Annotated in this window: 22 protein-coding genes; 10 read left to right on the top strand and 12 right to left on the bottom strand. The window is 72.5% G+C overall.

Annotated features, from left to right (window positions below; all coding sequences use genetic code 11):
* Positions 1–86: 86 nt before the first annotated feature.
* Positions 87–2432, bottom strand: a complete 2346-nt coding sequence (locus ACWEK3_RS18015; RefSeq protein ID WP_384432462.1) for an outer membrane protein assembly factor BamB family protein — start codon at positions 2430–2432, stop codon at positions 87–89.
* Positions 2433–2621: 189 nt separating this feature from the next.
* Positions 2622–3347, bottom strand: a complete 726-nt coding sequence (locus ACWEK3_RS18010; RefSeq protein WP_453250075.1) for a VOC family protein — start codon at positions 3345–3347, stop codon at positions 2622–2624.
* A 134-nt stretch (positions 3348–3481) separates the two neighbouring features.
* Between ACWEK3_RS18010 and ACWEK3_RS18005 the strand changes: the two genes are divergently transcribed.
* Complete coding sequence (locus ACWEK3_RS18005) at positions 3482–4114, top strand: TetR family transcriptional regulator (protein ID WP_450546665.1); 633 nt, start codon at positions 3482–3484, stop codon at positions 4112–4114.
* Between the two features lie 128 nt (positions 4115–4242).
* Here ACWEK3_RS18005 and ACWEK3_RS18000 read toward each other — a convergent pair whose 3' ends face one another.
* Positions 4243–4914: a hypothetical protein gene (locus ACWEK3_RS18000; protein WP_450541211.1), complete on the bottom strand. Its 672-nt coding sequence runs from the start codon at positions 4912–4914 to the stop codon at positions 4243–4245.
* 171 nt (positions 4915–5085) lie between these two features.
* On the opposite strand from ACWEK3_RS18000, the gene ACWEK3_RS17995 reads away from it, so the two are divergent.
* The 4 genes from ACWEK3_RS17995 to ACWEK3_RS17980 all read left to right on the top strand — a co-directional run bounded on the left by ACWEK3_RS17995 (position 5086) and on the right by ACWEK3_RS17980 (position 10345).
* A complete protein-coding gene (locus ACWEK3_RS17995; RefSeq protein ID WP_453250074.1) occupies positions 5086–6297 on the top strand; it encodes a HupE/UreJ family protein in 1212 nt (403 codons plus the stop codon).
* 155 nt (positions 6298–6452) lie between these two features.
* Complete coding sequence (locus ACWEK3_RS17990; protein WP_450541207.1) at positions 6453–8429, top strand: fibronectin type III domain-containing protein; 1977 nt, start codon at positions 6453–6455, stop codon at positions 8427–8429.
* A gap of 93 nt (positions 8430–8522) precedes the next feature.
* Positions 8523–9650, top strand: coding sequence for a WxL protein peptidoglycan domain-containing protein (locus ACWEK3_RS17985; RefSeq protein WP_453250073.1), 1128 nt, complete (start codon positions 8523–8525; stop codon positions 9648–9650).
* Between the two features lie 29 nt (positions 9651–9679).
* Positions 9680–10345, top strand: a complete 666-nt coding sequence (locus ACWEK3_RS17980) for a pyridoxine/pyridoxamine 5'-phosphate oxidase (protein WP_450541203.1) — start codon at positions 9680–9682, stop codon at positions 10343–10345.
* 6 nt (positions 10346–10351) lie between these two features.
* Here the strand turns inward: ACWEK3_RS17980 and ACWEK3_RS17975 are convergent, their stop codons facing one another.
* Both ACWEK3_RS17975 and ACWEK3_RS17970 read right to left on the bottom strand, forming a co-directional pair.
* Entirely contained in the window at positions 10352–11215 is an 864-nt protein-coding gene (locus ACWEK3_RS17975) for a GNAT family N-acetyltransferase (protein ID WP_450541201.1), read from the bottom strand.
* A gap of 40 nt (positions 11216–11255) precedes the next feature.
* The gene (locus ACWEK3_RS17970; protein ID WP_450541199.1) at positions 11256–11858 is read right to left on the bottom strand and encodes a GNAT family N-acetyltransferase; all 603 of its coding nucleotides are present in this window, start codon (positions 11856–11858) and stop codon (positions 11256–11258) included.
* Positions 11859–11999: 141 nt separating this feature from the next.
* Here ACWEK3_RS17970 and ACWEK3_RS17965 point away from each other — a divergent pair, with 141 nt between their 5' ends.
* Complete coding sequence (locus tag ACWEK3_RS17965; protein ID WP_453250072.1) at positions 12000–13214, top strand: flavin-containing monooxygenase; 1215 nt, start codon at positions 12000–12002, stop codon at positions 13212–13214.
* 41 nt (positions 13215–13255) lie between these two features.
* On the opposite strand, the gene ACWEK3_RS17960 is transcribed toward ACWEK3_RS17965, so the two are convergent.
* The gene (locus ACWEK3_RS17960) at positions 13256–14569 is read right to left on the bottom strand and encodes an MFS transporter (protein ID WP_376541962.1); all 1314 of its coding nucleotides are present in this window, start codon (positions 14567–14569) and stop codon (positions 13256–13258) included.
* A 72-nt stretch (positions 14570–14641) separates the two neighbouring features.
* Between ACWEK3_RS17960 and ACWEK3_RS17955 the strand changes: the two genes are divergently transcribed.
* The gene (locus ACWEK3_RS17955) at positions 14642–15655 is read left to right on the top strand and encodes a GlxA family transcriptional regulator (RefSeq protein ID WP_450541195.1); all 1014 of its coding nucleotides are present in this window, start codon (positions 14642–14644) and stop codon (positions 15653–15655) included.
* A 394-nt stretch (positions 15656–16049) separates the two neighbouring features.
* Here the strand turns inward: ACWEK3_RS17955 and ACWEK3_RS17950 are convergent, their stop codons facing one another.
* The 3 genes from ACWEK3_RS17950 to ACWEK3_RS17940 form a co-directional block, all read right to left on the bottom strand.
* Entirely contained in the window at positions 16050–16568 is a 519-nt protein-coding gene (locus ACWEK3_RS17950) for an ATP-binding protein (protein WP_453250071.1), read from the bottom strand.
* Between the two features lie 698 nt (positions 16569–17266).
* Positions 17267–17779: an EF-hand domain-containing protein gene (locus ACWEK3_RS17945; protein ID WP_453250070.1), complete on the bottom strand. Its 513-nt coding sequence runs from the start codon at positions 17777–17779 to the stop codon at positions 17267–17269.
* Positions 17780–18023: 244 nt separating this feature from the next.
* The gene (locus ACWEK3_RS17940) at positions 18024–18392 is read right to left on the bottom strand and encodes an STAS domain-containing protein (RefSeq protein WP_225074654.1); all 369 of its coding nucleotides are present in this window, start codon (positions 18390–18392) and stop codon (positions 18024–18026) included.
* Positions 18393–18808: 416 nt separating this feature from the next.
* On the opposite strand from ACWEK3_RS17940, the gene ACWEK3_RS17935 reads away from it, so the two are divergent.
* On the top strand, positions 18809–19390 hold the full coding sequence (locus ACWEK3_RS17935) for an RNA polymerase sigma factor (RefSeq protein ID WP_450541192.1): 582 nt from the start codon (positions 18809–18811) through the stop codon (positions 19388–19390).
* On the top strand, positions 19387–20559 hold the full coding sequence (locus ACWEK3_RS17930) for a zf-HC2 domain-containing protein (RefSeq protein ID WP_450541190.1): 1173 nt from the start codon (positions 19387–19389) through the stop codon (positions 20557–20559). Before ACWEK3_RS17935 ends, ACWEK3_RS17930 begins: the two co-directional genes overlap by 4 nt.
* Before the next feature lie 43 nt (positions 20560–20602).
* On the opposite strand, the gene purU is transcribed toward ACWEK3_RS17930, so the two are convergent.
* Both purU and ACWEK3_RS17920 read right to left on the bottom strand, forming a co-directional pair.
* Complete coding sequence (gene purU, locus ACWEK3_RS17925; RefSeq protein WP_450541188.1) at positions 20603–21487, bottom strand: formyltetrahydrofolate deformylase; 885 nt, start codon at positions 21485–21487, stop codon at positions 20603–20605.
* A 46-nt stretch (positions 21488–21533) separates the two neighbouring features.
* The gene (locus ACWEK3_RS17920) at positions 21534–22034 is read right to left on the bottom strand and encodes an SCO4402 family protein (RefSeq protein ID WP_361412590.1); all 501 of its coding nucleotides are present in this window, start codon (positions 22032–22034) and stop codon (positions 21534–21536) included.
* A gap of 117 nt (positions 22035–22151) precedes the next feature.
* On the opposite strand from ACWEK3_RS17920, the gene ACWEK3_RS17915 reads away from it, so the two are divergent.
* Positions 22152–23453: an ABC transporter substrate-binding protein gene (locus ACWEK3_RS17915; protein ID WP_453250069.1), complete on the top strand. Its 1302-nt coding sequence runs from the start codon at positions 22152–22154 to the stop codon at positions 23451–23453.
* A gap of 22 nt (positions 23454–23475) precedes the next feature.
* Here ACWEK3_RS17915 and ACWEK3_RS17910 read toward each other — a convergent pair whose 3' ends face one another.
* Positions 23476–25104 carry a hypothetical protein gene (locus tag ACWEK3_RS17910; protein ID WP_453250068.1) on the bottom strand — a complete coding sequence of 543 codons (1629 nt, stop codon included), beginning with the start codon at positions 25102–25104 and terminating at the stop codon, positions 23476–23478.
* Positions 25105–25144: the final 40 nt, after the last annotated feature.

Here is a 25144-nt window from a genome sequence, read left to right as displayed (position 1 = left end):
ATCGCTGACCAGGACCGACGGCCGTCGTCCGAGGCCCTTTCCGTGTATCCCGTACGACGGCCGTCACCACACCGCCCTGGCGCGGATCAGGTGGTGCGGGCGGTGCCCGTCCCCTTCTCCGCGTCCAGGGCGTACACGCAGCGGTCCTTGCTGCACGCGTACACGACTCCGTCCCTGACCACCGGGGAGCCGGTGATCTCGCCGCCGGTGGCGAGCTTCCAGCGCAACCGGCCGTCGTCGGCCTTGAGCGTGTACAGCAGGTGGTCGGTGGAGCCGAAGTGGATACGGCCCTCGGCGACCGCCGGGGAGCCGACGATCTCGCCGCCCGCCTGGAAACGCCACTTGGGCGTGCCGGTGACCGCGTCCAGGGTGTACAGGCCCCTGCCGCTGCCGACGTGCACGTGTCCGGCGGCGACCAGGACCGGGGCGACGGAGGCGCGGGACTCGGTGGCGATGCGCCAGCGGTCGCGGCCGTCGGTGGCGTCGAGGGCGTAGACGGTGCCGAGGTAGTCGGCGAGGTAGATGCCGCCGCCGCTCACCGCCGGGCCCGGCGCGAAGGCCGGCGGGCACAGGAAGACCGCGGGGGCCTCGAAGTGCCAGCGCACGTGGCCGCTCGCCACGTCCACGGCGAGCACGCGGGTGCCGGCGCAGATGTAGACGTAGCCGTCGGGGGCCGGGGTGACGCGCACCGGTACACCGCCGCAGGAGGCCGCGTCGCCGATCGGGTAGGACCAGCGCTCCTCGCCCGTGCGGGCCTCCAGGGCGCGCAGACGGGCGTCCTGCCAGACGTACACCGTGCCGTCGTGGACGACGGGGCCGGCCTCGGGGGACTCGAAGTCGGTCTGGCAGCCGGCGATCTCCCACAGCTTCTGGCCGCCGGCGGCCTCCCAGGCCTGGACGCCCCCGCCGCGGGTGCCGGTGACGACGGTGCCGCGGTCGGCCGTGAGGGAGTACACCCAGGAGTCGGTCTGCAAGCGCCACAGGTCGGCGCCCTCGCGAGCGTCCAGGGCGAACAGGGTGGGCCCGTCGGAGGCGTGCACCCGGCCGTCGGCGACCGCCATGGACCAGGCCACGTCGCGGGTCTTGAAGCGGCGGCGGCCGGTGGCCACGTCCAGGGCGTGCACCTCGAAGGAGGTGACGTAGACGAGGTCGTCGACGACGGACGGGGTGCCCCAGACGTCGTTGGACATGCGGAAGCGCCACGGCCGCCAGCCGGCCGGGGTCTCCGGCGGCGCCGGCGGCACGGCCGGTACGGCGGGGTCGGCGCCGTTGACGCCGGGGTGCGGCCTGGACCAGGTGGCGGCCAGGCCCGCCTCGGGCGGGGGCGCCTTGACGGCGGCGGCACGGGCGTCGGCGACGCGCGGACCGGGACCGATCGGCACCTGGGCGCCGGCCAGCCGCACGGGACCGGAGTCGGGGACGCCCACCGGCGCGGGCCCGGGCAGCGCCGGTACGGCCGGGCTGTGCGAGGGCGGGGGCGGTACGGGGAGCCGGCCGCCGCCGCGGGGGCCGGGCGCGGCGGGCTGCACGGCCAGGCGGCCGCCGCGGCGGGACTCGATGAGGCCGACGGCCGGCTCGGGCAGCCAGGCGGAGGCCGTACCGCTGTCGTCGGAGCCGGAGCCGAACAGATGCGGGGCGAGCTGGGCCTGGAGGTCGGCCGGCTTGGGCCGGCCGGTCGCCTCCATCTGCATACACGACTCGATCAGCGGACGCAGCTCGTCCGGGAGCCCTTCCAGGTCGGGGCCCTCGCGCAGCAGCATGAAGACCGTCTCGACGGGGTTGGCGCCGTGGAAGGGCGGATGCCCGGTGGCGGCGAAGACCAGCATCGAGCCGAGCGAGAAGACATCGCTGGCGCCGGTGACGCTGCGCGAGTCCTTGGCCTGCTCCGGGGACATGTACGCGGGGGTGCCGACGGCGACGTTCGTCATGGTCAGCCGGGTGTTCGAGACCCCGGAGGCGATCCCGAAGTCGATCACCCGAGGCCCGTCCTCGACGACGAGGACGTTGGACGGCTTCAGGTCGCGGTGGACGAGCCCGGCGCCGTGGATGGACTGGAGCGCCTCGGCGACGCCCGCCGCCAGCCAGCGCACCGCCTGGGCCGGGAGCGGACCGCATTCGGTCACTATCTCCTCGAGGGAGGGCGCCGGGACGTAGGCGGTGGCCAGCCACGGCACGGCGGCGCGCGGGTCGGCGTCGACGACCGCGGCCGTGTAGAAGCCGGAGACCGCCCGCGCGGCCTCCACCTCACGTGTGAAGCGGACCCGGAACAGCTGGTCCTCGGCCAGCTCGGTCCGGACCGTCTTGATCGCCACGCGCCGGCCGGACGCCGAGCGCGCGAGATAGACCAGCCCCATGCCGCCGGCACCCAGCCGTCCCAGCACCTCGAACGGCCCGATCCGCCGCGGGTCGTGCTGCGTCAGCTGATCCACCACTTGCCTGCCACCTCCCCGTACGAGCCGCGCCACCCACATATGTACGCGACCGAAGTGCAGCGTCTCACCACCGCACCGCCGCGGCGGCACGCACCCTGATTCTTCCTGTCCGGCGCACAGGTTGCGAACCCGGCGACACATCGGGATGTCATGCCGCAAAACCCCCTCTTCCCGGCCGGGGAGCGGAATTCACCTCTCCAGCAGGGCGAAGGACGCCCCCTGATTGTCGGCGACGACGGCGACGGTTCCGTACGACGCCCCGAAGGGCGGCACCTGCACCCGCCCGCCGAGCCGGGCCACCGCGCCGAGGGCGGCCTCCGTCTCGGCGACCCGGAAGTGGACGAGGAAGTGCGGCGGCATCTCGGGCGGGAAGACGTCGGAGACGGCGGACCGGCCGAAGTCGGGCTCGGCACCGGGCCCGAACAGGGCGTCGTGGAACAGTCCGCCGTAGAAGTCGTTGGCGGCCTCGGTGTCGCGGGCGTAGAGCTGGGCCCAGGCGAAGGTGCCCGGCTCGTGGCGCCTGCCGAAGCCCTGATGGCTGTCCGGCTGCCACAGCCCGAAGACGGCGCCCTCGGGATCGGCGGCGAGGGCGGCCGTGCCCAGGCCGTCGACCTGGGCGGGCGGCGTCACGACCTGCCCGCCGGCGGCCCGGATCCGCTCGGCCAGCGCCCGGGCGTCCGGGGTGGTGAAGTACACCGTCCAGACGGTGGGCATACGGCCGTCCGTCTTCGGGGAGAGCGCGGCGACGGGCTCCCCCTCCAGCCGGGCGGGTACGGATCCGCCGTACGTCTCCTCCGCGAAGCTCCACCCGAAGAGCTCACCGTAGAACCGCTTTCCCGCCTCGACGTCGGGAAGCTGCGCATCCACCCAGCAGGGGATGCCCTCTGTGCTCGCGGATGCCCTGTTTTCGGCCATGTCGCCAAACTAGCCGGGTCCCGTGCGACCCGCAGACCAGGCACACCAGCCTCTCTGAGCCCACGCACCCCATTTGCACTCGGCCGAATCGCGCTCCGATCACTGCTCGGTAAGCTGACGACATGACAGGACAAGTGCGTACCGTCGACGGCCGCGTGGCCGGTCGACGTGGGCAGGCGACCCGGCAGAAGCTGCTCGACTGCCTCAGCGAGATGCTCAGCTCCTCCCCCTACCGGGACGTCAAGGTCATCGATGTCGCCAGGAAGGCGGGCACTTCGCCCGCGACCTTCTATCAATACTTCCCCGACGTCGAGGGCGCCGTTCTGGAGATCGCCGATCAAATGGCCGCCGAGGGCGCCGGATTGGCCGAGCTGCTGGAAGGCCGGTCTTGGACCGGCAAGTCCGGCTGGCAGACGGCGCAGGAACTCGTGGACGGATTTCTCGAGTTCTGGCATCGCAACGACGCCATTCTGCGCGTGATCGATCTCGGTGCCGCCGAGGGCGACAAGCGCTTTTACAAGATCCGTATGAAGATCCTGAACTCCGTGAACAACTCCCTGACGGACTCGGTCACCGAACTCCAGTCCAAGGGCCGGGTCGACAAGGATGTGAATCCGGCCGCGATCGCCGGTTCGCTGGTCGCGATGCTCGCGGCGGTCGCCTCGCACCAGAAAGGTTTCGTCTCGGGGGTGAAACAGGCCGACCTGAAGCCGAACCTGGCTCTCCTGATCCACCTGGGCATCACCGGCAAGAAGCCGACACGATAGCCCGCGCCCCGGCCTCGGACTCCCTCCAGGCCCCAAGTCCTGTCAGGCAGGCGGCGGTCCACCCAAGTGGACCGCCGCCTGCCGCGTTGGGGGGAGAACCGAATCGCGCGGGGCGGGCTTGGTCGGGGCTAGACGTGGTCGAGCCAGATCACGATGCCCGTCAGGTTGTGGAGGACGGCCGCGACGCCCGCGCGGACGGCGGCCGCGCAGCGACCGGCGGTGAACGACTCCGGGTCGTACGTCGAGGACATGCCGAGGCCCTCGCCCCGGAACGACGCACCCGACCAGTCGACCGCCGTCACGTTGTGGGTGGGTTCGGCCAGCTCCGCGCCGACGACGAGGAACTCCTGCGACAGATGGCTCGCGGTGACCACGGCGAGGGGGTCGACGAGATCGTTGCCCGCGCTGATGACGAGGTCCGGGCCCATGTCGACGGCCCTGCCGATGCCGGGAACGAGGTCGTGGGGGCCGTCCGCGGTCACCGTCCTGAGATCGACGTGCTCGCTCGCGGCCCAGTCCTCGACCGCTGACACCAAGGCCCTGGTCGGACGGTCGTCGCCCGCGGTGAGCAGCACCACGCGGTAGCCCTTCGGCGGGTGCACCCCCTTCCAGGAATCGGGCCGCGGCGTGACCGTGGCCTCCGGGGTGGGCGGGGCGGAGGGGTCGGTGAACCCCGCGCCGAGCATGCCGACGGCGGTGGGCTTCGCGTGCGGCCGTGACCAGTCGTCGCCGGAGCCGCATCCGGCGACCAGCGCGGCGGCCGCGGCCAGCGTGGCAACGGCCCGAAGCGGGGAGCGCAAGGCGATCGTCCTCCGAGTGATGAGGGGGTGCGCCGCCATCCTGCTATCCCGGTCGCCGCAGGTCGCCTCCGCGAGCGCCGTTGCGGGGCTTGTTTCTCAACGGTTCGCCGATGGGCCGGAGTTTGTTCACCGGTGACATGCACCGTGCACGGGAAACCTCAAGGAGCCACCATGTCATCACGGATCCGCCGCGCCCTCGTCGGGATCACCGCGGCGGTGATCGCTTTCCTGGGCCTCGGGCAACCGGCCTCCGCCCACGGCTTCTCGTCGGTCGTGTACGTCCACGTCACGAACGGCGACGGCGGCCGCATACGCACGGTGCTGGAGCTGGAGTACGACCTCTTCGTCGTGTCCGCCGCCGACGCCGAGCACGACGATCCCCTCTTCCGGGCGGGCACCGCCGCGTTCGAGGCCGGGGACACCGAAGGACAGGCAGCGGCACTCGGCTCCCACGCGGAGTCGGCCGTCAGGTACGTCACCGAGCGCTTCTCGGTCGGCACCGGCGGCAAGGCCTGCACACCGTCCCGGGCCGGCGACTTCAGGATCGGCCGGCGGGAGGGCGTGCCGTACGCCGCCGTGCCGCTCGAGTGGACCTGCCCCGGACAGGGCGGCGACCCCGAGGTGCGCAGCACGCTCTTCCCCGACTCCGAGGGCTATGTCCGCGGCACCCGGACGATCGCCACCTACGACCTCGCAGGCCTCTCCGGCAGCGCCGCGCTCGACGCCGACCATCCGTCCTTCTCGATCGGCCAGTCGTGGTACGAGCGGTTCTGGGAGTTCTTCCGTCTGGGCGCCGAGCACCTGCTGACCGGTGTCGACCACGTCCTGTTCCTGCTGGCGCTCATCGCCGGGTCCCGCCGCCTGCGCGAGATCGTGCTCGCGGCCACGAGTTTCACCCTGGCGCACTCGGTGACGTTCCTGCTCGCCGCCCTCGGCCTGGTGCACGTGCCGGAGCGGATCGTGGAGCCCGTGATCGCGCTGTCGATCGCCGTCGTCGCCGGCTGGCACCTGTGGCGGCTGCCACGGCGCGGTAACCGTGCCGCCGCCCTTCCCGACCCGGCGGTCGAGGGCCCGTTGGGCCTGGACCGGGCCGGATGGCTGCGCCTCGGCGTCGTGTTCTGCTTCGGTCTCGTGCACGGCCTGGGTTTCGCGGGAGCACTGGGGATCGACGAGCCGTGGTCCTGGACCCTGCTGTGGTCCCTGCTGGTGTTCAACGTCGGCATCGAGGCAGTGCAGTTGGGGATCATCGCGATCGTCTTCCCGCTGCTGGCACTGCTGTACCGCCGTGCGCCGAGGGCGGGCCTCTGGGCGACCGGCGCACTGTGCGCGGGCGTGGCCGCCATGGGCCTGGTGTGGTTCGTGCAGCGGGTGCTCGAAGGCTGAGAGCGGCCGAAAACGGCCGAGGGTGGCCGAGAACTGCCCAGGTCTACCGCGAAGTTCAGCCAATCCCAAGATCACATTTGCGATTGATTTACCAAATCCGGAGACCTTGATGGCCTCCATTCCATGCACCTCCGTGCACTAAAGGAACGAATCTGATGATTTCGAGACCCTCCTCGCCGGTCTCCGGGTCGGCGCGGCGCCGCGTGGCCACTGGTGCCGCCGCGGCATTCCTGGGCCTGACCGTGGCCCTCGGCAGCGGCCTGGCCTCCCCCGTCCAGGCAGCCGAGACCAGCACGTTCACCGGCATCATCCTCGGCGTCGGCGCCAACGAGTCCCAGCGCACCGTGACCTGGTACTCCTCGGCCGACACCACGCAGAAGGTCCAGCTCGCCCCGGCGGCGCAGCTCGACAACGGGGAGTTCCCGGCCTCCGCCACCGTCTTCGACGCTCTCGGCGGCGAGAACATCTCCACCAGCGGCGGCTACAACCGCCACGCCACGCTCACCGGCCTCCAGGAGCACACGGCCTACTCCTACCGGGTCGGCTCCGAGGGCAACTGGTCCTCGACGTACACCTTCAGGACGCAGGACTTCAAGGGCGACTACGACTTCCTGTTCTTCGGCGACCCGCAGATCGGCTCGTCCGGCAACACCGCCAAGGACCAAGCCGGCTGGCAGGACACCCTGGACGTCGCGCTCGGGGCCAACCCGGACTCCGAGCTGCTGGTGTCGGGCGGTGACCACGTCGAGACGGCCAACACCGAGTCCCAGTGGAACGCCTTCCTCGCCCCCGACCAGCTGCGCCAGTACCCGTGGGCCGCCACCATCGGCAACCACGACGTCGGCGGCAAGGCGTACGAGCAGCACCTCTACACGCCGAACACCGACCGCTCGGCACCGCTGTACTCGAACGGCAACCCGGCTTCCAACACGTCGGGGGGCAACTACTGGTACATCTACAAGGATGTGCTGTTCGTCGACATCAACAGCAACAGCTACGCCACCAGCCAGGGCGGCGGCGGCGACGCGGCGCACATCGACTACGTCACGGACGTCATCAACAAGCACGGCTCCGAGGCCAAGTGGAAGGTGCTCGTCTTCCACCACGCGATGTACTCGCCGGCCTCGCACGCCAAGGACTCCGACGCCAAGGTCCGCCGCAACGACCTGCCGGCCGCGTTCTCCAAGCTCGGTGTCGACCTGGTGCTGGCCGGCCACGACCACGCCTACTCGCGCAGCTACCTGCTGAAGAACAGCGAGAAGCAGAACAAGGACGAGCAGCCCGGCGCCGCCGACGTGTACCCCGGTCCCGGGGGTGTGCTGTACGTGACGGCCAACTCGGCCTCGGGCTCGAAGTACTACGGCATCACCAAGCCGGACAGCAGCGGCACGAGCGGCGCCGGCAACGGTGCCGACCCGCTGAACCCGGACAACTACTGGTTCAACTCGGTCCAGAACCAGGAGAACGTCCGCAGCTACGTCAAGGTCAAGGTGCGCAACGACAAGCTCGTCGTCGAGAACGTCCGCAGCGGCACCTGTGCGGCTCCGAACGCGGCGGTGGAGCTCGGCAAGAGCTCCTGCACCAACACGCCCTCGGGTCAGCCGGTCGGCTCGATCGTCGACAAGGTCACCGTGCACCCGTACCACGGTGACGGCCAGGACATCCAGGTGAACGTCCCGAACGCCGCCCCGGGCGAGTTCGGCTGGACGATCGACGGCTACAACGGCCTGGTGGACCTCGGCACCGCCAAGGAGCACGACGGCGAGTACTTCCAGGCCGGCGGCAGGATCAACCCGATCCTCGTGTCGGACAGCCGCCGCTCGCTCGCCCCGTGGTCGATCTCGGCCAGCGTGGGTGACTTCAAGGACGCCGACAAGGTGTTCTCCGGTGCCTACCTCGGCTGGACGCCGAACGTGCTCCAGGAGGGCGCCGGCGCCAAGGCCAGCGGGGAGGTGGCCTCCGGCTACGACGGCGGCGCGGGTCTGTCCGTCTCGCGCGGGCTCGGCTGGGCCGACCAGGGCCACCCCAAGGGCAAGGCCAAGCTGGGCGCGGACCTGGATCTGAAGATCCCGGGCAGCGTCGACAAGGGCGCCTACCGCGCCACCCTCACGATCACTGCGCTGAGCAGCTGACCGTAACCGCTTGACCCTGGGGGGTGGGCGCCTTCCGGTGCCCACCCCCTCCGCTCGCCCCAGACCCGCACCAGACCGCCCGAGGACCCCGAGATGCCCCTGCCCGCAACGCGCCGGAAGACCACGGTCACGGCCCTCGTCCGTACCGCCGCCCTGACCCTGCTCATGGCCTTCGCCCTCACCGGGCTGCGGGCCACTCCGGCCGCCGCGGAGGGCGGCGACGTCACCTGGACGGTCAGGACGGCGCCGAACAGCTACGGTGCCGACCGGTCCAGCTTCAGCTACGCCGTGAACCCCGGTGGACGCGTCGAGGACGCCATGGTCGTCTCCAACCGCGGCAAGTCCCCGCTCACCCTGGCCGTCTACGCCGCCGACGGCTTCACGACCGACACCGGCCAACTCGACCTGCTCACCAGGGACAAGAAGTCCGTCGGCGTCGGCGCCTGGGTCCACGCCGACCGCAAGAGCGTCGTGCTCCGGCCCGGCAAGTCCGTCCAGGTCCCCTTCACGGTCACCGTTCCCGGCAACGCCACGCCCGGCGACTACGTGGGCGGCGTCCTGACCTCGCTGCGGCAGTCCGACGAGGCCGAGGGCATCAACGTGGACCGGCGCCTCGGCATCCGGGTCAAGCTGCGGGTCGGCGGCGACCTCAGGCCGAACCTGGCGGTCGAGAACCTGCGCGTGGACTACTCCGGCTCGGCCAACCCGTTCGCCGCCGGCGACGCCACCGTCACGTACACGATCCACAACACCGGCAACGCCATGCTCTCGGCCGGGCAGACGGTGTCGGTCGCGGGCCCGTTCGGATGGCTGCGGACCGAGGCGGGCAGGATCCCCTCACCGCCGGAGCTGCTCCCGGGCGAGAGCTGGAAGGTGAAGGTGCCCGTGCACGGCGTGACGCCCGGCGTCAGCCTGACCGCGACCGCCACCCTCACTCCCCTGCTCACCGACGCGTCGGGCTCCACCACCTCGCTCGATCCGGTCCGGGCCACCGCGCACGGCTGGGCCGTCCCGTGGATGCTGCTGCTGATCCTCGTCCTGCTGATCGCGGTCATCGCCGGCGCGGTCGTCCGCGCCCGTCGCGGCCGGGCCCGGCGCAAGCTGCGCGAGGACGCCCGCGTGCGGGAGGCGGTCGAACAGGCGCTGCGCGACAAGCAGGCGGCCGAAGAGGTCCCCGAGGCTCAAGAGGCCCCGGAGGCCGAGGAGGCTCGGAAGAGCTGAGCTCCGGCGTCGGGGGCGATACTCGGGGCATGGAACCGGATCTTCACGAGCTGCTGGCGTCACTTCGCGTCTGGGACCCGGAGTTCACCGAACTGCCCGCCCTCGACCCCGCGACGGCGCCCGCCACCCCGCTGCCCCTCTTCGCGCGGTGGCTGGCGGAGGCGGCGGCGGCCGGGCAGCCCGAGCCGCACACGATGTCGCTGGCGACCACGGACGAGGAGGGCCGGCCGGACGTCCGCATCGTGATGCTGCACGGAGCGGACGCCGCGGGCTGGTCCTTCGCCACCCACGCCGGCAGCCGCAAGGGCCGCCAGCTGGCCGCCCGTCCGCACGCCGCCCTCGCCTTCTACTGGCCGGTCCGGGGCCGCCAGGTCCGCGTCCGGGGCCCGGTCACGGCCGCCCCGCCGGGAGAGGCCCACTCGGACCTGCACGCCCGTTCGACAGGTGCCCTGGCCGCCGCCCTCACCGGCCACCAGAGCGAGGTCCTGGACTCCCTGGACGAGCTGACCCGCGCCTCGGAGTCGGCCTGGGAGCGGGCCCGGAGCGCCCCGGACACCGAGGTCCCCTCCTGGACCCTCTACCGCCTCCAGCCCACCGAGGCCGAGTTCTTCCAGGGCGACGCCCAGCGCCGCCACGTACGGCTCCGCTACCGCCGCACACCGGACGGCTGGGCCCGCGAACTGCTGTGGCCCTGACCCGGCTCAGCCGAAGTCGTACACCGCGAAGTCGGACACCGGCCGGTAACCGATCCGCTGGTAGAGGCCGTTGCTGGTCGGATTGGCGAGGTCGGTGAACAGCAGCACCTCCTCGGCCCCCGACTCCAGCGCGGCCCGGCTGACCTCGACCGTGACGGCGCCCGCGTACCCGCGCCCCCGCAGGTGCTTCGGTGTGTAGACGCCGGCCACCCGCACCTGCCCGGCGACCTTCGGAGCCGTGCCCGCCATGGCGACGGGCGTCCCGTCCGGGTCCTGCCAGAACATGACGCCACCGCGCCGGACGCGCTCGTCCGCCCAGTTCTCCGGGTCCTGGACGGCCGCCTCACCGACGGCGGCGCAGAACTCCTCGTACCACCGCGCCAGTAGCTTCCGGTCCGCCTCCCCCGCCACCCTGGCCCGCCCCGGCGGGACCGGGTGCGGCACGGTCAACTCACCCAGCCGGTAGAGCCGCATCCGCTGGTGCAGGGAGACCTCGGCGCCGGTGAGGCGACGCCAGGCCCCGGCGAACGCGGCGGCGGTGTCGCGGTCCGCGGTGACACCGGACACCCCGCGTCCCTCATCGACCAGCCGCGCCGCCAGCACGGCGGCCTCCTCCTCGGTCAGGGCGGTGAGGAAGGCCGGATGAGGCGGTGTGCGGAGGAAGGCGGCGCGTACGCCCGCCCCGTCTTCCCCGGCCAGCACGCCGAACTCGGGGTCGGCGTCCCCGTAGACCCGCGCGCCGCGCGAGCGCAGGCTCTCCGTCACCGTCAGGTGCACGGTGTGCGGTGCGGGCCGTGAGCGGAGGAACTCTCCTGCGCGCGCCAGGAATTCCTCGACGTCGTCGGTCAGGTACCAGTCGTCGGAAGGCATGCCCCATGGTCCTGCCCACGGCCGTCCGGCGCCTCCGAATTTACGGGGCGTCCGGCTCCGGATCCGTGGCCAGACGCGCGTGCAGGTGCGCGTCCCGGAAGGCGTCGCGGCGCCCCGACTCGAAGATCGCGCCGCGCATCGTGCCCTCGTACCGGAAGCCGCAGCGCTCGGCGACCCGGCAGGACACCCCGTGCCCCACGGCGTGGTCCAATTCCAGCCGGTGCAGGCGCAGTTCGCCGAACGCCCAGCTCGCCACCAGCTTCAGCGCCCGGGTGGCGACCCCGCGTCCACGGGCCTCGGGCAGGACCCAGTAGCCGATCGCCGCGACGCCGAGCCGCAGGCGGATGTCGTTGGCGCCGATGTGCCCGAGCGTCGTGGCACTCCCGGCGTCCGCGATCACGAAGGACGCGCCCGAGCCCTCCCGCGCACGCGCGGCCCGTGCCCGCAGGGAGTCGCGGGCGCCGGTGAAATCCGTGACGGGCACGAGCGGTGTGTTCCAGCGGCAGAACTCCGGGTCGGTGATGCCGCGCAGCCACGCCCGTACGTCGGCGTCGGACTCCGGGTCCCATGGGCGCAGCAGCAGCCCGTGCCCCGAGGTCCGTACGGTCGCGAGGTTCCCGGGGTCACGAAGGTCGGCGGTCACCGGCCCATTAGACACCGCCGCACACCCGGACCGCACAGCCGTTCAGTTGTGAACATACGGTCGTTCACTTGTGATCAACCTGCAACCGATTTCCGCGTTGACCGCGACCCATCAACCAGATGGGCGATTACTCTCGCGCTCATGACCGACTCGACCACCGCCTCCGCGGCGCGGCAGGCCGACCGTCCCGTCTACGTCATCGGCGGCGGTCCGGGCGGGCTGGCCGCCGCGCAGGCGCTGCGCGCGCGGGGGATACGCGCGGTCGTCCTGGAGAAGTCCGACCGGGTCGGGGCGTCCTGGCGGCGGCACTACGACCGGCTGCGCCTGCACACCACCCGGCGCCTGTCCGCGCTGCCCGGACTGCCGATGCCGCGCCGGTTCGGCAGATGGGTCGCGCGCGAGGACGTGGTGCGGTACCTGGAGAAGTACGCCGAGCACCACCGGCTGGAGATCGTGACCGGCGTCGAGGTCTCCCGCGTCGAGCCCGCGCCGGACGGCACCGGCTGGCTGCTGCGCGCCTCCGGCGGACGGGAACTGACCGGCGGCGCGGTGGTCGTCGCCACCGGCCACAACCACACGCCCCGCGTGCCCGACTGGTCCGGCCGGGAGACGTACCAGAGCGGCCCCGGCGAACTCGTGCACGCCCGCGACTACCGCAACGCCGAGCCGTACGCCGGGCGTGACGTGCTGGTCGTCGGCGTCGGCAACACCGGCGCCGAGATAGCCGTGGACCTGGTGGAGGGCGGGGCCGCGCGCGTACGGCTGTCGGTGCGCACCGCCCCGCACATCGTGCGCCGGTCGACCGCCGGGTGGGCCGCCCAGTACACCGGGGTGCTCGTACGGCGGCTGCCGGTCCGGCTCGTCGACGTGCTCGCGAGACCGCTGGCGAGGCTGAGTGTGCCGGACCTGTCGGCGCACGGCCTGCCCCGTCCCCGCACCGGCCTGTACTCGCGGGTCGAGGAGGGCTCGATCCCGGTCCAGGACGCCGGTCTCGTCGACGCGGTCCGCAAGGGCAGGGTCGAGATCGTGGCCGCCGTGGAGGGCTTCGAGAGCGGCAAGGTCCTCCTCGCCGACGGCACGCGCATCCAGCCGGACGCCGTCGTCGCCGCCACCGGCTACGTGCGCGCCCTGGAAGGGCTGGTCGGCCATCTGGACGTGCTCGACTCCCGTGGCAGACCAATCGTCCGCGGCCGCCGCACGCCGAAGAACGCGCCCGGCCTGTACTTCACCGGCTTCACCAACCCCATCAGCGGCATGCTCCGCGAACTGGCGCTGGACGCCGAGAGGATCGCCGGGGCCATCGCGAAGGAGAACGCCCGCAAGGGCGGCCGCCGGGTCTCCCGGCGGCCGGACTGACGACCTCCGACGCCCCGCCGGATGCGTTGCCGCCGGAGGCCTCACACGGCCGCGGGGCTCAGGGCCGCCGGCCGCCGCCGGATCACCAGCGCCATCAGGGCCGCCGCGGCGCACAGCGCGCCCGAGGCGTACCAGACCACGTCGTAGGAGCCGAAGACGTCCCGCGCGAGGCCGCCGAAGTAGGCGACCAGCGCCGCGCCGACCTGGTGGGAGGCGAGCACCCAGCCGAAGACGATCGCGCTGTCCTCGCCGTAGTGCTCCCGGCACAGGGCGAGGGTGGGCGGCACGGTGGCGACCCAGTCGAGTCCGTAGAAGACGATGAAGAAGATCATCGGCGGGTGCACGCTCGGCGCCAGCAGCATCGGCAGGAACAGCAGCGAGACACCGCGCAGCGCGTAGTACACGGCGAGCAGGCGGCGCGGTTCGAAGCGGTCGGTGAACCAGCCGGAGGCGATCGTGCCGGCCACGTCGAACACGCCGATGACCGCGAGCAGCGAGGCGGCCGCCGTGATGGGCATGCCGTGGTCGTGGGCGGCGGGCACGAAGTGGGTCTGGATCAGGCCGTTGGTGGAGGCGCCGCAGATCGCGAAGGTGCCGGCCAGCAGCCAGAAGGGGCCGGTGCGCACCGCCGAGGACAGGACGGCCAGGGTGCGGCGGGCGGCCCCGGGCACGGGCTCCGGCTTCGGTACGAACTCGTCGGCGCCGTACGGCTTGACGCCCACGTCCGCGGGGTGGTCGCGCAGCAGCAGCCAGACGAAGGGGACGACGGCGAGGGCCGCCAGCGACACCGTGACGGCGGCCGGGCGCCAGCCGTGCGACTGGACGGTCCAGGACAGGAACGGCAGGAAGATCAGCTGGCCGGAGGCGGAGGCGGCGGTGAGGATGCCGGTGACCAGGCCGCGCCGCGCGGTGAACCAGCGGTTGGTGACCGTCGCCGCGAAGGCGAGCGCCATCGAGCCGGTACCGAGACCGACCAGCAGGCCCCAGCACAGCCACAGCTGCCAGGCGGCGGTCATCCACACGGTCAGGCCGGAGCCGACGGCGATCACCGTGAGCGCGGCGGCGACCACCCGGCGGATGCCGAAGCGGTCCATGAGCGCGGCGGCGAAGGGCGCGGTGAGCCCGTACAGCGCGAGGTTGATCGAGACCGCGGCGCCGATCGTGCCCCGCGACCAGCCGAACTCCTGGTGCAGCGGGTCGATGAGCAGGCCGGGCAGCGAGCGGAAGGCAGCGGCGCCGGTGATCGTGACGAAGGTGACGGCGGCGACGAACCACGCTCGGTGGACGCGGGCCGCACGGCGGGCGGACGGCGTCCGGGCCGCGGTGGCGGACGCGGGTTCGGTTGTCTGGGTCACGCCATAGAGCTTCCGGTATCGGCCCGGATCTCCTCCACTGGCCCGAAGGACAGCATTCGCTAGGATCGGGCCATGCACAGGACCACGGAGTTCCGCGCGCACCGCGTCGTCGTCCTCGCCCTCGACGGGCTGCTGCCCTTCGAGCTGGGCATCCCGCACCGGATCTTCGGACGGCCCGTGGACACCGCCGGACGGCATCTGTACGAGGTCGTCACCTGCTCGATCCGGCCTCCCGGGCCGGTGGACACGGACGCCGACTTCTCGATCCACGTGCCGCACGGGCCGGAGGTCCTGGCCACCGCCGACACCGTGATCGTCCCGGCCTCGTACGAACTCGGCCCGGTCTACGAGAAGGGGGTGCTGACCGAGGAGCTGGCCGCCGCCCTGGCGCACATCCGGCCCGGCACCCGGCTCGCCTCCATCTGCACCGGCGTGTACGTGCTGGCCGCGGCGGGGTGTCTGGACGGGCGGCGCGCCACGACGCACTGGGCCGACGCCGACCGCTTCCAGCGGGTCTTCCCGCGGGTCGAGGTGGACGCGGACGTGCTGTTCATCGACGACGGCGACGTGCTGACCTCGGCGGGCGTCGCGGCCGGGATCGACCTGTGCCTGCACATGGTGCGCCGCGACCACGGCACCGCGGTCGCCAACGAGGTGGCCCGGCGGACCGTCGTACCGCCGCACCGCGACGGCGGTCAGGCGCAGTACATCCACCGGCCGGTGCCCGACCAGCAGTTGGCCACCACGACCACCGCGCGCGCATGGGCGCTGGGCCGCCTGCACGAGCCCATCCGGTTGCAGGACATGGCCGCGCGGGAGGCGATGTCGGTACGGACCTTCACCCGGCGCTTCCGCGAGGAGGCCGGAGTCAGTCCCGGGCAGTGGCTCACCCAGCAGCGCGTCGAACGAGCCCGGCACCTGCTGGAGTCCACGGACCTGTCCGTGGACCGGGTGGCCCGGGATGCCGGCTTCGGCACGGCCCAGTCGATGCGACAGCATCTCCAGACGGCACTCGGGGTGACACCGACGGCCTACCGGCGGACCTTCCGGGTGAGCGGCTCCACGCGGACCGGGGCGGAGGTCTGAGGCCTGAGGTCTTAGATCCGGAGAGTTGTCCACAGCCTGTGGACAAGTGTCCGGGTGTCCCGCAGGACAGGGCGAGCCCGGCTGGCGGCGCGCCCCTGCCCGCCCCGAACACGGCAGCGCGCGCCGCCATCCGATCCCGGCGCGCCGGTCCCACCCCCCGGACCCTGAAGGGACCGGTCGGCGCCGACATCGCGACCCACGCTCGTCGAGGACTTCCGGTGCCCCAGCCCTCGTCGTCCCCTCGCGGCGAATCGCTGACCACCAGCGTGATCAAGCGAACACGACGCGTCAACACCGCCTTGGCGATTTACCCGTTATGCCCCACCGCAACGGGATGCGCACAGAAGCATGTCCCGGCGCACGGCCTCGCCGCCGGGACACCGGGACACTCGCCCTACACGGCTCCGTACGCCAGACCCCCGTAGACCCCGTAGACCCCGTAGACCCCGTAGGCCAAACCCTCGTACGCCGGGGCCGTGCGACCGCAGTTGCTCGCCGCCACCGTCTCCACCGCGTCCACCGTCGTGGCACAGCGGTCGAGTTCGCACCAGATGCGCTTGCCCACGCCCTCCGGGCACCAGCCCCACCGGTCGGCGAGACCGTCGACGAGGGCGAGGCCGCGGCCGCCGGTCGACTCGTCGCCGGGGCAGCGCGGCACGGGAGCCCGGGCGCTGGCGTCGGTCACCTCCAGGCGCACGGTGACCGCCCCGGCCGGGCCCGCGGACAGGAACAGCCGCAGCACGGCGGGGCAACCGGTGTGCACCACGGCGTTGGTGACCAGTTCGGAGACGAGCAGGACGAGGGTTTCGGCGAGCGGCTCGTCCGCCGCTATCCCCGACCCGGCGAGACGGGAGCGGGCCCACCGCCGGGCTCGCCCCACCTCCGCGGGGTCGGGCCGGATCTCCAGCTGCACTTGAAGCACCTGCACCGCTCACACCATCCGAACCGGCGGACACACAGCCTCGCGCCTCACGAGGCCACGATCGTAGCCATTTTCTGCATGGCCAGAACAACAGCCAGAGCAAGGGTCACGGAACGTGACTCCCTTGGGAGACAGCATGGTTGACGTGCCGTCACCGCAACAAGCGCTTCAGGCATATTCCAGCGCGAAGGAGTACCCGTGCGGCATACTGTGCGACGCTCGTCATGGGATGGCTCGGGCTCGGAACCACTCGCATTCCACACAAGGTACCCGAGCACGAGGGCGGCTCCGGGACGTGACGAGTCACGCGCGGGACACAACCCGACATCAACGCTCCGTGATGAAGCAGTGCCACGATCGGTGACATTCATGCCCGGGAGACCGCGGCGCGGAGCCGTTCCGAACCGCCGATGTCACCGCACGCGGGCACGACGCGCGGCGGCCCCGCGCGCGAGCGGCCGGGCCGTGCCGATGTCCACGAGGTCCGCCGGCGGCCTGTGCCGCGGTGTCCCGCACGGCCCGGAAGGCACCGATCGGCACTCCGAACTGCTCACGCGCCCGGGCGTGTTGCACAACCCTGCCCCTCTGCGCGCGCGGCAACGCCCGCCACGGCGCGAGGCGCCGCGGAGGGGGCTCAAGTGCCAGCTGTGCGAGGGCTTTTCGGCTGCGGTGGTGGGGTGGGGCGGGTACTACTCGGGGACGGTGAAGTAGCGGGCGAGGGCGGGCACGATCTCCTGCTCGCCCACCCTGCCGTCGCCGTCGGTGTCGAGCGCGGCGGCGATGGGCCGGGCAGCCTCCTCGGGCACGCCGAGGACCCGGAGCACGCGCACGGTGTCCTCGATGGTGGCGGAGCCGTCGCCGTCAGTGTCCGCGACGGCCAGGGCGGCGTGCAGGAAGGGACGGGCGATCTCGGCGAACCGCTCGGGGTTGTCGCGCAGGCGCTTGACCGCGCCGGTCACGAACTCCTCCCGGGTGATGCGCTGGTCGCCGTCGCGGTCGGCGATCCCGGCCATGCCCTGCCAGAAGGCCTCCGCGCCCGCGTACAGGGCCTGGCCCTTGTCGGAGCGGGCGGCGGTGGCGAACTCGGCGAGCAGCGAGCGGGCCGCCACGCTGAAGTCCTCGCGGTCGATGTAGCCGTTGCCGTCCTGGTCGAAGGTGGCGAACCGCGCCGCGATCCTGCGCTCGTACTCGCTGCTGACCATGTCTTACGGGCCGCCTTACGTGTGGGGTTGCATCTGGCAGGGAGCGTACGACGCGGAGAGCGGTCCGGGGCACCAAAACCACGGTTGTGTCAAGACCGGGGGAATTCCGGGACAACGGCGCTCGACTCATAACGGCTCGGCTCGTAACGGCTCGGTCCGTGACGACCGGACTCGTGACGGCTCGGCCCGTGACGACCGGACTCGTGACGACCGGACGGCGCTGTCCGCCGGGGCGGCCGGCCGGTCAGGCGGACAGCGGCTCGTCGTCCACCGCGGCCGCGACGTCCGGGTAGACGTCGAAGAGGCGCCGGACACCGAGCGCGCCGAGGACCCGGTTGACGTGGGAGCCGTCGACCGCGCCGCGGGCCGGGAGTATCAGACGCAGCCGGCCCTGGCAGGAGCGGATCAGACGGCGGGCGGCGATGAGCACGCCGACGCCGCTGGAGTCGCAGAAGAAGACCTCGGAGAGGTCCAGGACGAGGTCGTGACGCCCCTGGGCCACCACCTCGTGCACTCTCTGGCGCAGCACCGGCGAGGTCACCAGGTCCAGTTCCCCGGCGACCCGGAGCACGCTCCACTCGCCCTGTTCGTCGTCGGTCACCTTGAACGCCACGGCCCGCCCTCCGTCAGCCGGAACTTCTCCGGAACCGCCCGGAAACGGAACCAGTCTCTACGCTTCTTTCCGCGCGGCTGCCCAGCGGCCGTTCCCTCAAACGCCGTAGAGCAAACCGAGAGCGTTCGGTCAGGGGCTTGTTTCGGTCACCTTCGGTCGCATTCGATCCGAGTTGACCTGAAAGCGAAAGACCAGGCGGGACAGAAGGGTCGAGTCGCCTGACAAAGGTCATAGCACCCCTGGCTTCCCCTACCACCAGCGGCTCTTCAGGGGGCGCACATTGTCATAAAGGGGCGTGCGCTGTCGGACATGCCGACTACATTCGAGAAGACCACGTCGGACACGCTGGACACACACGCCGGACGGGGGCGGGCCGGGACGCGGGCCGCGGCACGGCCGGGCGCGGAGGGGGCCTCATGGCGAAGAAGGACGCACCGCCCCACTGGGACCGCGGAATGCGGCAGCGGCTCGTGCGGGGAGAGGCGGCCGCCCTCGGTGAGCTCTACGACCGTTTCGCCTCGCTCGTGCACGGCCTGGCCCACCGGGTCCTGGGCGACGAGCGGGCCGCCGACCAGATCACCCGCGAGGTGTTCGCCCACGTCTGGGAGCACCCCGACTCCTACGACCCCCGGCAGGGCCCGCTGCGCGCCTGGGTGGCCGGGCTGACCCACCGGCTCGCCGTGCAGCGGCTGCGCACCACCGAGACCGCCGCGCTGGCCCGCGGCGGTCCGGGCTCCGCCGAGGAGCTGGAGCGCAGGGTGTGCCGCGCCTCCGCCGCCGCCCGCGCCGACTACATCGTCCACGCCATGCCGGCCCCGCTGCGCGCCGCCCTGGAACTGGCCTACTTCCAGCGCCGCGACTACCGGCAGACCGCCGCCGACCTCGGCGTCACCGAGGACGAGGCCCGCCGCCGCCTCCGCCTCGGCCTCCAGCTCCTCTCCACCGCCCACCACACGGACACCCCCGGCGCGCCCTCCGGTTACGGAGGCGCCGCATGACCCCGAACGCCCCCCAGAAGCCGAAGGAACCGGCGGAGCCGAAGGACCGGGGCGTACCGGCGCACCACCTGCTGAAGTCGCTGCTCGGGGCATGGGCGCTGGCCGCGTGTTCACCGGAGGAGACGGCGGCCGTGGAAGAGCACCTCGGCGGGTGCGGCGACTGCGCGGAGGAGGCACTGGGGCTGCGGGAGGCGGTCGGGCTGCTGCACCGGCCCGACACCCTCGACCTGGACCCGGGGCTGCGCACCCGGGTCCTGGAGAGCTGTCTCGAGCGGCGGCCGCCGCACCTCCCGGTGCCCGGCTGGGCGGCGCCCTACGACGCCGAGACCGCGCGCCTGGACGCGCTGCTCCAGGACATAGGCGACTCCGAGTGGCACGCGCCGGTGCGGCTGCGGTGGTTCGAGGGCGAGGACGCCACCAGCCGGCACACCACCGTCGCCGGGGTCATCGCGCATCTGATGAGCGTCGACGGGCTGGTCGCGGTGGCGCTCGGCCTGGACGACCCGCTCGGCGACGCGACCACCGCCGCGGACGGCCCCACCCCCGCGGAGCGCACCGAGGCGTACTGGCGGGCCGCGCTCTCCCCGCCGGCGCGTTCGGTGCGGACGCCGTGGCGGGAGCAGACGCACGCCCTGGTGCGGATGGTCTCGTTCGCCGCGAACTGCGTGAAGGCGCCATCGGTGCCGTACGGCGCCTTCGAACTGCCGCTGCCCGACGCGATGCTGGACCGCGCCTTCGAGTGCTGGGTGCACGCCGAGGACATCGCGGAGGCGGTGGACTACCCGTACGACCCGCCGGCCCCGCGCCATCTGCACCGCATGATCGACCTCGCCGCCCGGATGCTGCCGGGTGTGCTGGCCGCCCGGCGGCAGGCCGGGCTCGCCTCCCCCGCTCACGCCCGACACCTGGTGACCGCGGGCGAACCCGGGCGCAGTCTGCGGCTGGAGGTCGAGGGGCTGGGCGGCGGCCAGTGGCTGATCCCGCTCGACTCGCCCGGAGCGGTGGGCTCCGCGGACCACGAGGTGGCCCATGTGGCGCTGGACGGCGTGGAGTTCTGCCGGCTCGCGGCGGGGCACGTGGCCCCGCGGGAGGCGGCGGCCGGTCAGGTCGGCGACCGCGAGGCGATCCGGGACGTGCTGTGCGCGACGGCGTCGCTCAGCCGTATGTGAGACCACCGCCGGCCGGCACCGCGGGCCGGCTCCCCGGGCCGCGCTACGCGAAGACCACCGTCCGGCGCCCGTTCAGCAGGATCCGGCGCTCCGCGTGCCACTTGACCGCGCGCGCCAGCGCCTGGCACTCCACGTCCCGGCCGATCGCGACCAGCTGGTCCGGGGTGACGTCGTGACCCACCCGCTCGACCTCCTGCTCGATGATCGGGCCCTCGTCGAGGTCGGCGGTCACATAGTGCGCCGTCGCGCCGATCAGCTTCACTCCCCGGGCGTGCGCCTGGTGGTACGGCTTGGCGCCCTTGAAGCTCGGCAGGAAGGAGTGGTGGATGTTGATGATCCGGCCGCTGAGCTGCTTGCACAGGTCGTCGGAGAGGACCTGCATGTAACGGGCGAGGACGACCAGTTCGACCTTCTCCTCGCGCACGATCTCGAGCAGCCGCTCCTCGGCCACGGACCTGGTGTCCCTGGTCACCGGGATGTGGTGGAAGGGGATGTCGTACGACCCCACCAGCTCGGCGAAGTCGGTGTGATTGGACACCACCGCCGCGATCTCCACCGGCAGCGCGCCGATCCGGGTGCGGAAGAGCAGGTCGTTCAGGCAGTGCCCGAACCTGCTGACCATCAGCACGACGCGCATCTTCTCGTCGGCCCGGTGGATCTGCCAGTCCATCCCGAAGGAGTCGCCGATCGCCGCGAAGCTGGCGCGCAGCTTGTCCACCGTCACCGGCGCGTCGGCCGAGAAGTGGACCCGCATGAAGAACAGTCCCGTGTCGTGGTCGCCGAACTGCTGGCTGTCCTCGATGTTGCAACCCGTCATGAACAGATAGCTGGACACCGCGTGCACGATGCCCTTCTTGTCCGGGCACGAGAGGATGAGGACGTACTGTTCGGCCTGCGCCGCGGCGGCGCGGGAGGACTGCTCGCTCATGCGGGACAGGGTCTCACGTCCGGGCCCCCGCGCGGCCCTCCGTCCGCTAAGCGGACCGCGTCATGATCCGCAGCACCTCCAGGCTGCGGGGCTGCGTGTCCGGGTCCTCGCCGTCGCTCGCCGCGAGGCGCACATGCGCGTCGCGGGCCGCCCGCACCGCCTCCGGCCAGGCGTGATGGTCGAGGTAGGCGGACACCGGCGCGTCCGGGCCCACCTGGTGCATGATGCGGAGCACCCGCAGGACCGCGGTGTCGACGAGCGCCGCCTCCTGGGAGTCCCGGAAGATCGTGCCGACGTACTTCTCGGCGGACCAGTTGTCCAGCCAGGTGTCCTCGACCAGGCGGTAGACGGCGTCGGTCACGTCGCCGTACCCTTCGACGCCTGCCAGCCAGACGTCCCGCTGGAACACCGGGTCGGAGAGCATGTGCAGCGCGGAGCGCACATTGCTGCGCCAGCGCCACCACGGCATGTCGTTGAGTGGCATGCCGCCCATGGTGGAGGAGCGACGGCCGCGACGGGAAGAGTTCTCCGAACCTTGCACGGTCATCGATCGTACGTTCCCCGCCCCAGGGGCCCCACCTGCCCCCGTAATTCACCCATACGTCACCACTCGTTGACCGAGAGTCATCAACGGGTTGGTGATGTGACGGAATCGTGCGTGAGCATGACCGGCAGGCGAAGCTCCCGTGGCACATTCCTCCCCACACTCACCCGGTCCGTGAGAAGAACCCTGCTGCCGGCATGGGCTCTGCTGGCGTGTGCCTCGCTCGCCGCCGGCTGCGGCATCGTCCCCGGTGCCACGGGGGGCTCCGGGGACGGTTCCGTCACCGTGATGACGTGGGCGCCGGAGAACACCCGGGCGACCAACAAGCCCGGCATGCCCGCCATGGCCCGCGCCTACGCCCGCTGGGTGAACTCCCACGGCGGTATCGCCGGCCGCAAGCTCAACGTCCTGACCTGCAACGAAGGCAACGACGGTGTGGCCGCGGCGAAGTGTGCCCGACGCGCCGTCAAGGAGAACGCGGTCGCCGTCGTGGGCTCGTACAGCCAGTACAGCGACTCCTTCTTCCCGCCCCTGGAGAGCGCCGGCATCCCGTACATCGGCGGTTACGGCGTCACCACCACCGAGTTCACCCGCGCCCTGTCCTACCCCGTCAACGGCGGCCAGCCCGCCTTGCTGGCCGGTCTGGGCAAGGAGCTCGCCGCGCACTGCGGCCCGGTCACCCTGGTGCGGCCCGACAGCATCGCGGGCGACGAGCTCCCCGGACTGCTCAACGCGGGGCTGCGGGCCGGCGGCCACGAACCGGCCCACGACCAGCGGGCCGCCGAGGACGCCACCGAGTACTCCGACCAGGCCGATCTGGCGCTGCGGCAGGCGAGCGCCGACCCGGCGCGGACGGGCTGCGTGATCCCCGTCCTCGGCGAGCGCACGAACATCTTCATGGACTCCTTCCGCCGCGCGCGCGACACCTATCCGCAGGTGCGCACCGCCGCCGTGCTCGGCAGCGTCGACCAGACCGTGATCGACGCCAGTGGCGGGCGGTCCGGTCCGTACGAGGGGTCGTACCTCAGCGGCTGGTACCCGGTGGCGAGCGACTCGCGCTGGGACGGGATGAAGAAGGTGATCAACGAGGCGGCCTTCGGCGACAACCGCGTCGATCCCGAGGACGCCGGGGTGCAGACCACATGGATCGCCTACACGGTGCTCCGGGCCGTCCTCGAGCAGATCGCCGACGGGGAGGTGAGCACCTCCTCCGTGCGGCGCGCCCTCGACGGCGGGCTGGAGGTCCGCACCGGCGGGCTGACCCCGCCGCTGCGGTGGCGCCACTCGGGCCTGCTCGCCGCCACCGGCTTCGCCCGCCTCCCCAACGCCGACGTGTCCCTTCAGACGGTGCGGCAGGGCCGGCTGGTGCCGGCCACGAAGGGCTTCGTCAACGTGGCGAAGACGCTCGAGGACGCAGGCTGAGCCTCACGGCGCCGGCCGGCCCCTACAGCTGGGTCGGCTGGCGCTGGGTGAGGCCGTACGTCTTCGCGATCGCGTTCCACAGCTGGGCGGCCTTGGCCTTCTCCGAGCTGGCGACGCCGCTCTCGCGGTTGCCGGCCCTGGTCTCACCCGTGTCCCGGGCGTGACCCTTCTTGCACACCTTCTTACCGTGGGCCTGGTCGGCCCAGGCCGCGTAGTGCAGGTCGGCCGACTCCGAGGCCTTCCAGGCCTTGTTGAGGGCCGCCGTCAGCTCGGCGTGGGCGGGGAGCTTGTCGACGGACAGCTGTCCCAGGCGGGTGACCAGGCCCTTGCGCTGCTCGGCCGCGCCGCGCAGGTCGGAGGCCGCCTGGCCGAGGTTGTCGCAGTTCCTGACGTCGGCCACCGCCTTGATCACGGAGGCGCGGCTGCTGCCGCTGTCGGCCAGCAGCTTGTCCAGCTCGACCGCCTGCTCCCGGGCCGGGTCGGCGTTGGGCGAGGGAGAGGCATCGTCGGTGGCGGGCGCGGTGGCCGCGACGTTGGTGTTCTTGTCGCGGCTGCCGTCGTCCCCGTCGCCGCCGCTGAGCAGTGCCCCGGCGCCGATGCCGAGGACGGCGATCCCGACGCCCACGGCGGCGATCACCGGCACGCGCGAGCCGGTGCGGCGGCCTCCACGGCCGCCGTCGCCGTCGTACCCGCCGGGCGGGGCGGACGCGGGCCGGGCGTGGGGCTGGTCGGGCGGGCCCTGCGGGATCAGGGGCAGCTGCTGGGTCGCAGGGGCCGCGCCACCGGCGTCGCTGCGGAAGAGGTTGTCGAACTCGGCGGGCGTCTGCCGCCCGCCCCCCTGGGCGTCCACGGGCGCGATGAACTGCGTCGCCTCGGCGTCGGGGTGGTGACCGGGCGCGGCGCCCTGGGGTATCTGCCCCGGGTAAGGGGACGGCCCGCCGCCGGACGCCTCCGGCGGCAGGGCACCCGGCCCCACCGGCGGGATGTACTGCGTCGCCCCCTCGTCCACCGCCGCGCCCGTCATGGGCGGCAGGAACTGGGTGGCCCCTTCGTCCGCGGGTCCACCGGGGACCGGCGGGATGTACTGCGTCGCTCCCTCGTCGGCGCCCGGCATCCCGTGCGCCGCGCCCTGCGGTACGGAGTGGCCGGAGGCGCCGTACGGGTCGGCACCGGCGGGCGGCAGTCCGTGCGCGGGAGCGCCGTAGGGGGCGGCACCGGCGGGCGGCAGTCCGTGCCCGGGGGGCGCGGGGACGCCGTAGGGGTCGGCGCCGGGCTGCTGGTACGGCGGAGCGCCGTGGGAGGGGGCGTTCTCCGGGGGCAGGGGACCCGCGCCCGGGTGCTGGGGGGCCTGGAGCTGCGCGTCCCACTGGCCCTGCTGCTGGTACGGCTCCGGGGAGCCCCAGCCCTGCTGCCAGCCCTGGTCCTGCTGCTGGGGCTGCTGCTGGTCGGGACCCCAGGGCTGGCCCCAGGCCTGACCGCCGGCCGGGGCTGCCGCCGGCGGGGCCTGACCGCCCGGCCGCGCTCCGGTCGGATGGCCGCCCGAACCGCCGGTCATGCCCGGCAGCAAGGGCTCACCGCCGTCGGAGGGCAGCACGATGCCTTCGTGCGCGGGTCGCGCCGAGGGCTCCTCGCCCTGTCCACTCTGCGTCACCGGGACTCCTACGAATGGGGGACCTTCGGAATCGTCGGCT

It is taken from the genome of Streptomyces sp. NPDC004721 (assembly GCF_053601495.1).
Note: the sequence above shows the minus strand (reverse complement) of the source record. Positions and strands in the feature narration are given on the sequence as shown.

Excerpts from the sequence above, each read along its gene's own strand:
- ACWEK3_RS18010 (WP_453250075.1), bottom strand. The coding sequence starts at position 3,347 with ATGGCCGAAAACAGGGCATCCGCGAGCACAGAGGGCATCCCCTGCTGG.
- ACWEK3_RS17995 (WP_453250074.1), top strand. The coding sequence starts at position 5,086 with ATGTCATCACGGATCCGCCGCGCCCTCGTCGGGATCACCGCGGCGGTG.
- ACWEK3_RS17990 (WP_450541207.1), top strand. The coding sequence starts at position 6,453 with ATGATTTCGAGACCCTCCTCGCCGGTCTCCGGGTCGGCGCGGCGCCGC.
- ACWEK3_RS17985 (WP_453250073.1), top strand. The coding sequence starts at position 8,523 with ATGCCCCTGCCCGCAACGCGCCGGAAGACCACGGTCACGGCCCTCGTC.
- ACWEK3_RS17980 (WP_450541203.1), top strand. The coding sequence starts at position 9,680 with ATGGAACCGGATCTTCACGAGCTGCTGGCGTCACTTCGCGTCTGGGAC.
- ACWEK3_RS17975 (WP_450541201.1), bottom strand. The coding sequence starts at position 11,215 with ATGCCTTCCGACGACTGGTACCTGACCGACGACGTCGAGGAATTCCTG.
- ACWEK3_RS17965 (WP_453250072.1), top strand. The coding sequence starts at position 12,000 with ATGACCGACTCGACCACCGCCTCCGCGGCGCGGCAGGCCGACCGTCCC.
- ACWEK3_RS17955 (WP_450541195.1), top strand. The coding sequence starts at position 14,642 with ATGCACAGGACCACGGAGTTCCGCGCGCACCGCGTCGTCGTCCTCGCC.
- ACWEK3_RS17945 (WP_453250070.1), bottom strand. The coding sequence starts at position 17,779 with ATGGTCAGCAGCGAGTACGAGCGCAGGATCGCGGCGCGGTTCGCCACC.
- ACWEK3_RS17935 (WP_450541192.1), top strand. The coding sequence starts at position 18,809 with ATGGCGAAGAAGGACGCACCGCCCCACTGGGACCGCGGAATGCGGCAG.
- ACWEK3_RS17930 (WP_450541190.1), top strand. The coding sequence starts at position 19,387 with ATGACCCCGAACGCCCCCCAGAAGCCGAAGGAACCGGCGGAGCCGAAG.
- purU (WP_450541188.1), bottom strand. The coding sequence starts at position 21,487 with ATGAGCGAGCAGTCCTCCCGCGCCGCCGCGGCGCAGGCCGAACAGTAC.
- ACWEK3_RS17920 (WP_361412590.1), bottom strand. The coding sequence starts at position 22,034 with ATGACCGTGCAAGGTTCGGAGAACTCTTCCCGTCGCGGCCGTCGCTCC.
- ACWEK3_RS17915 (WP_453250069.1), top strand. The coding sequence starts at position 22,152 with ATGACCGGCAGGCGAAGCTCCCGTGGCACATTCCTCCCCACACTCACC.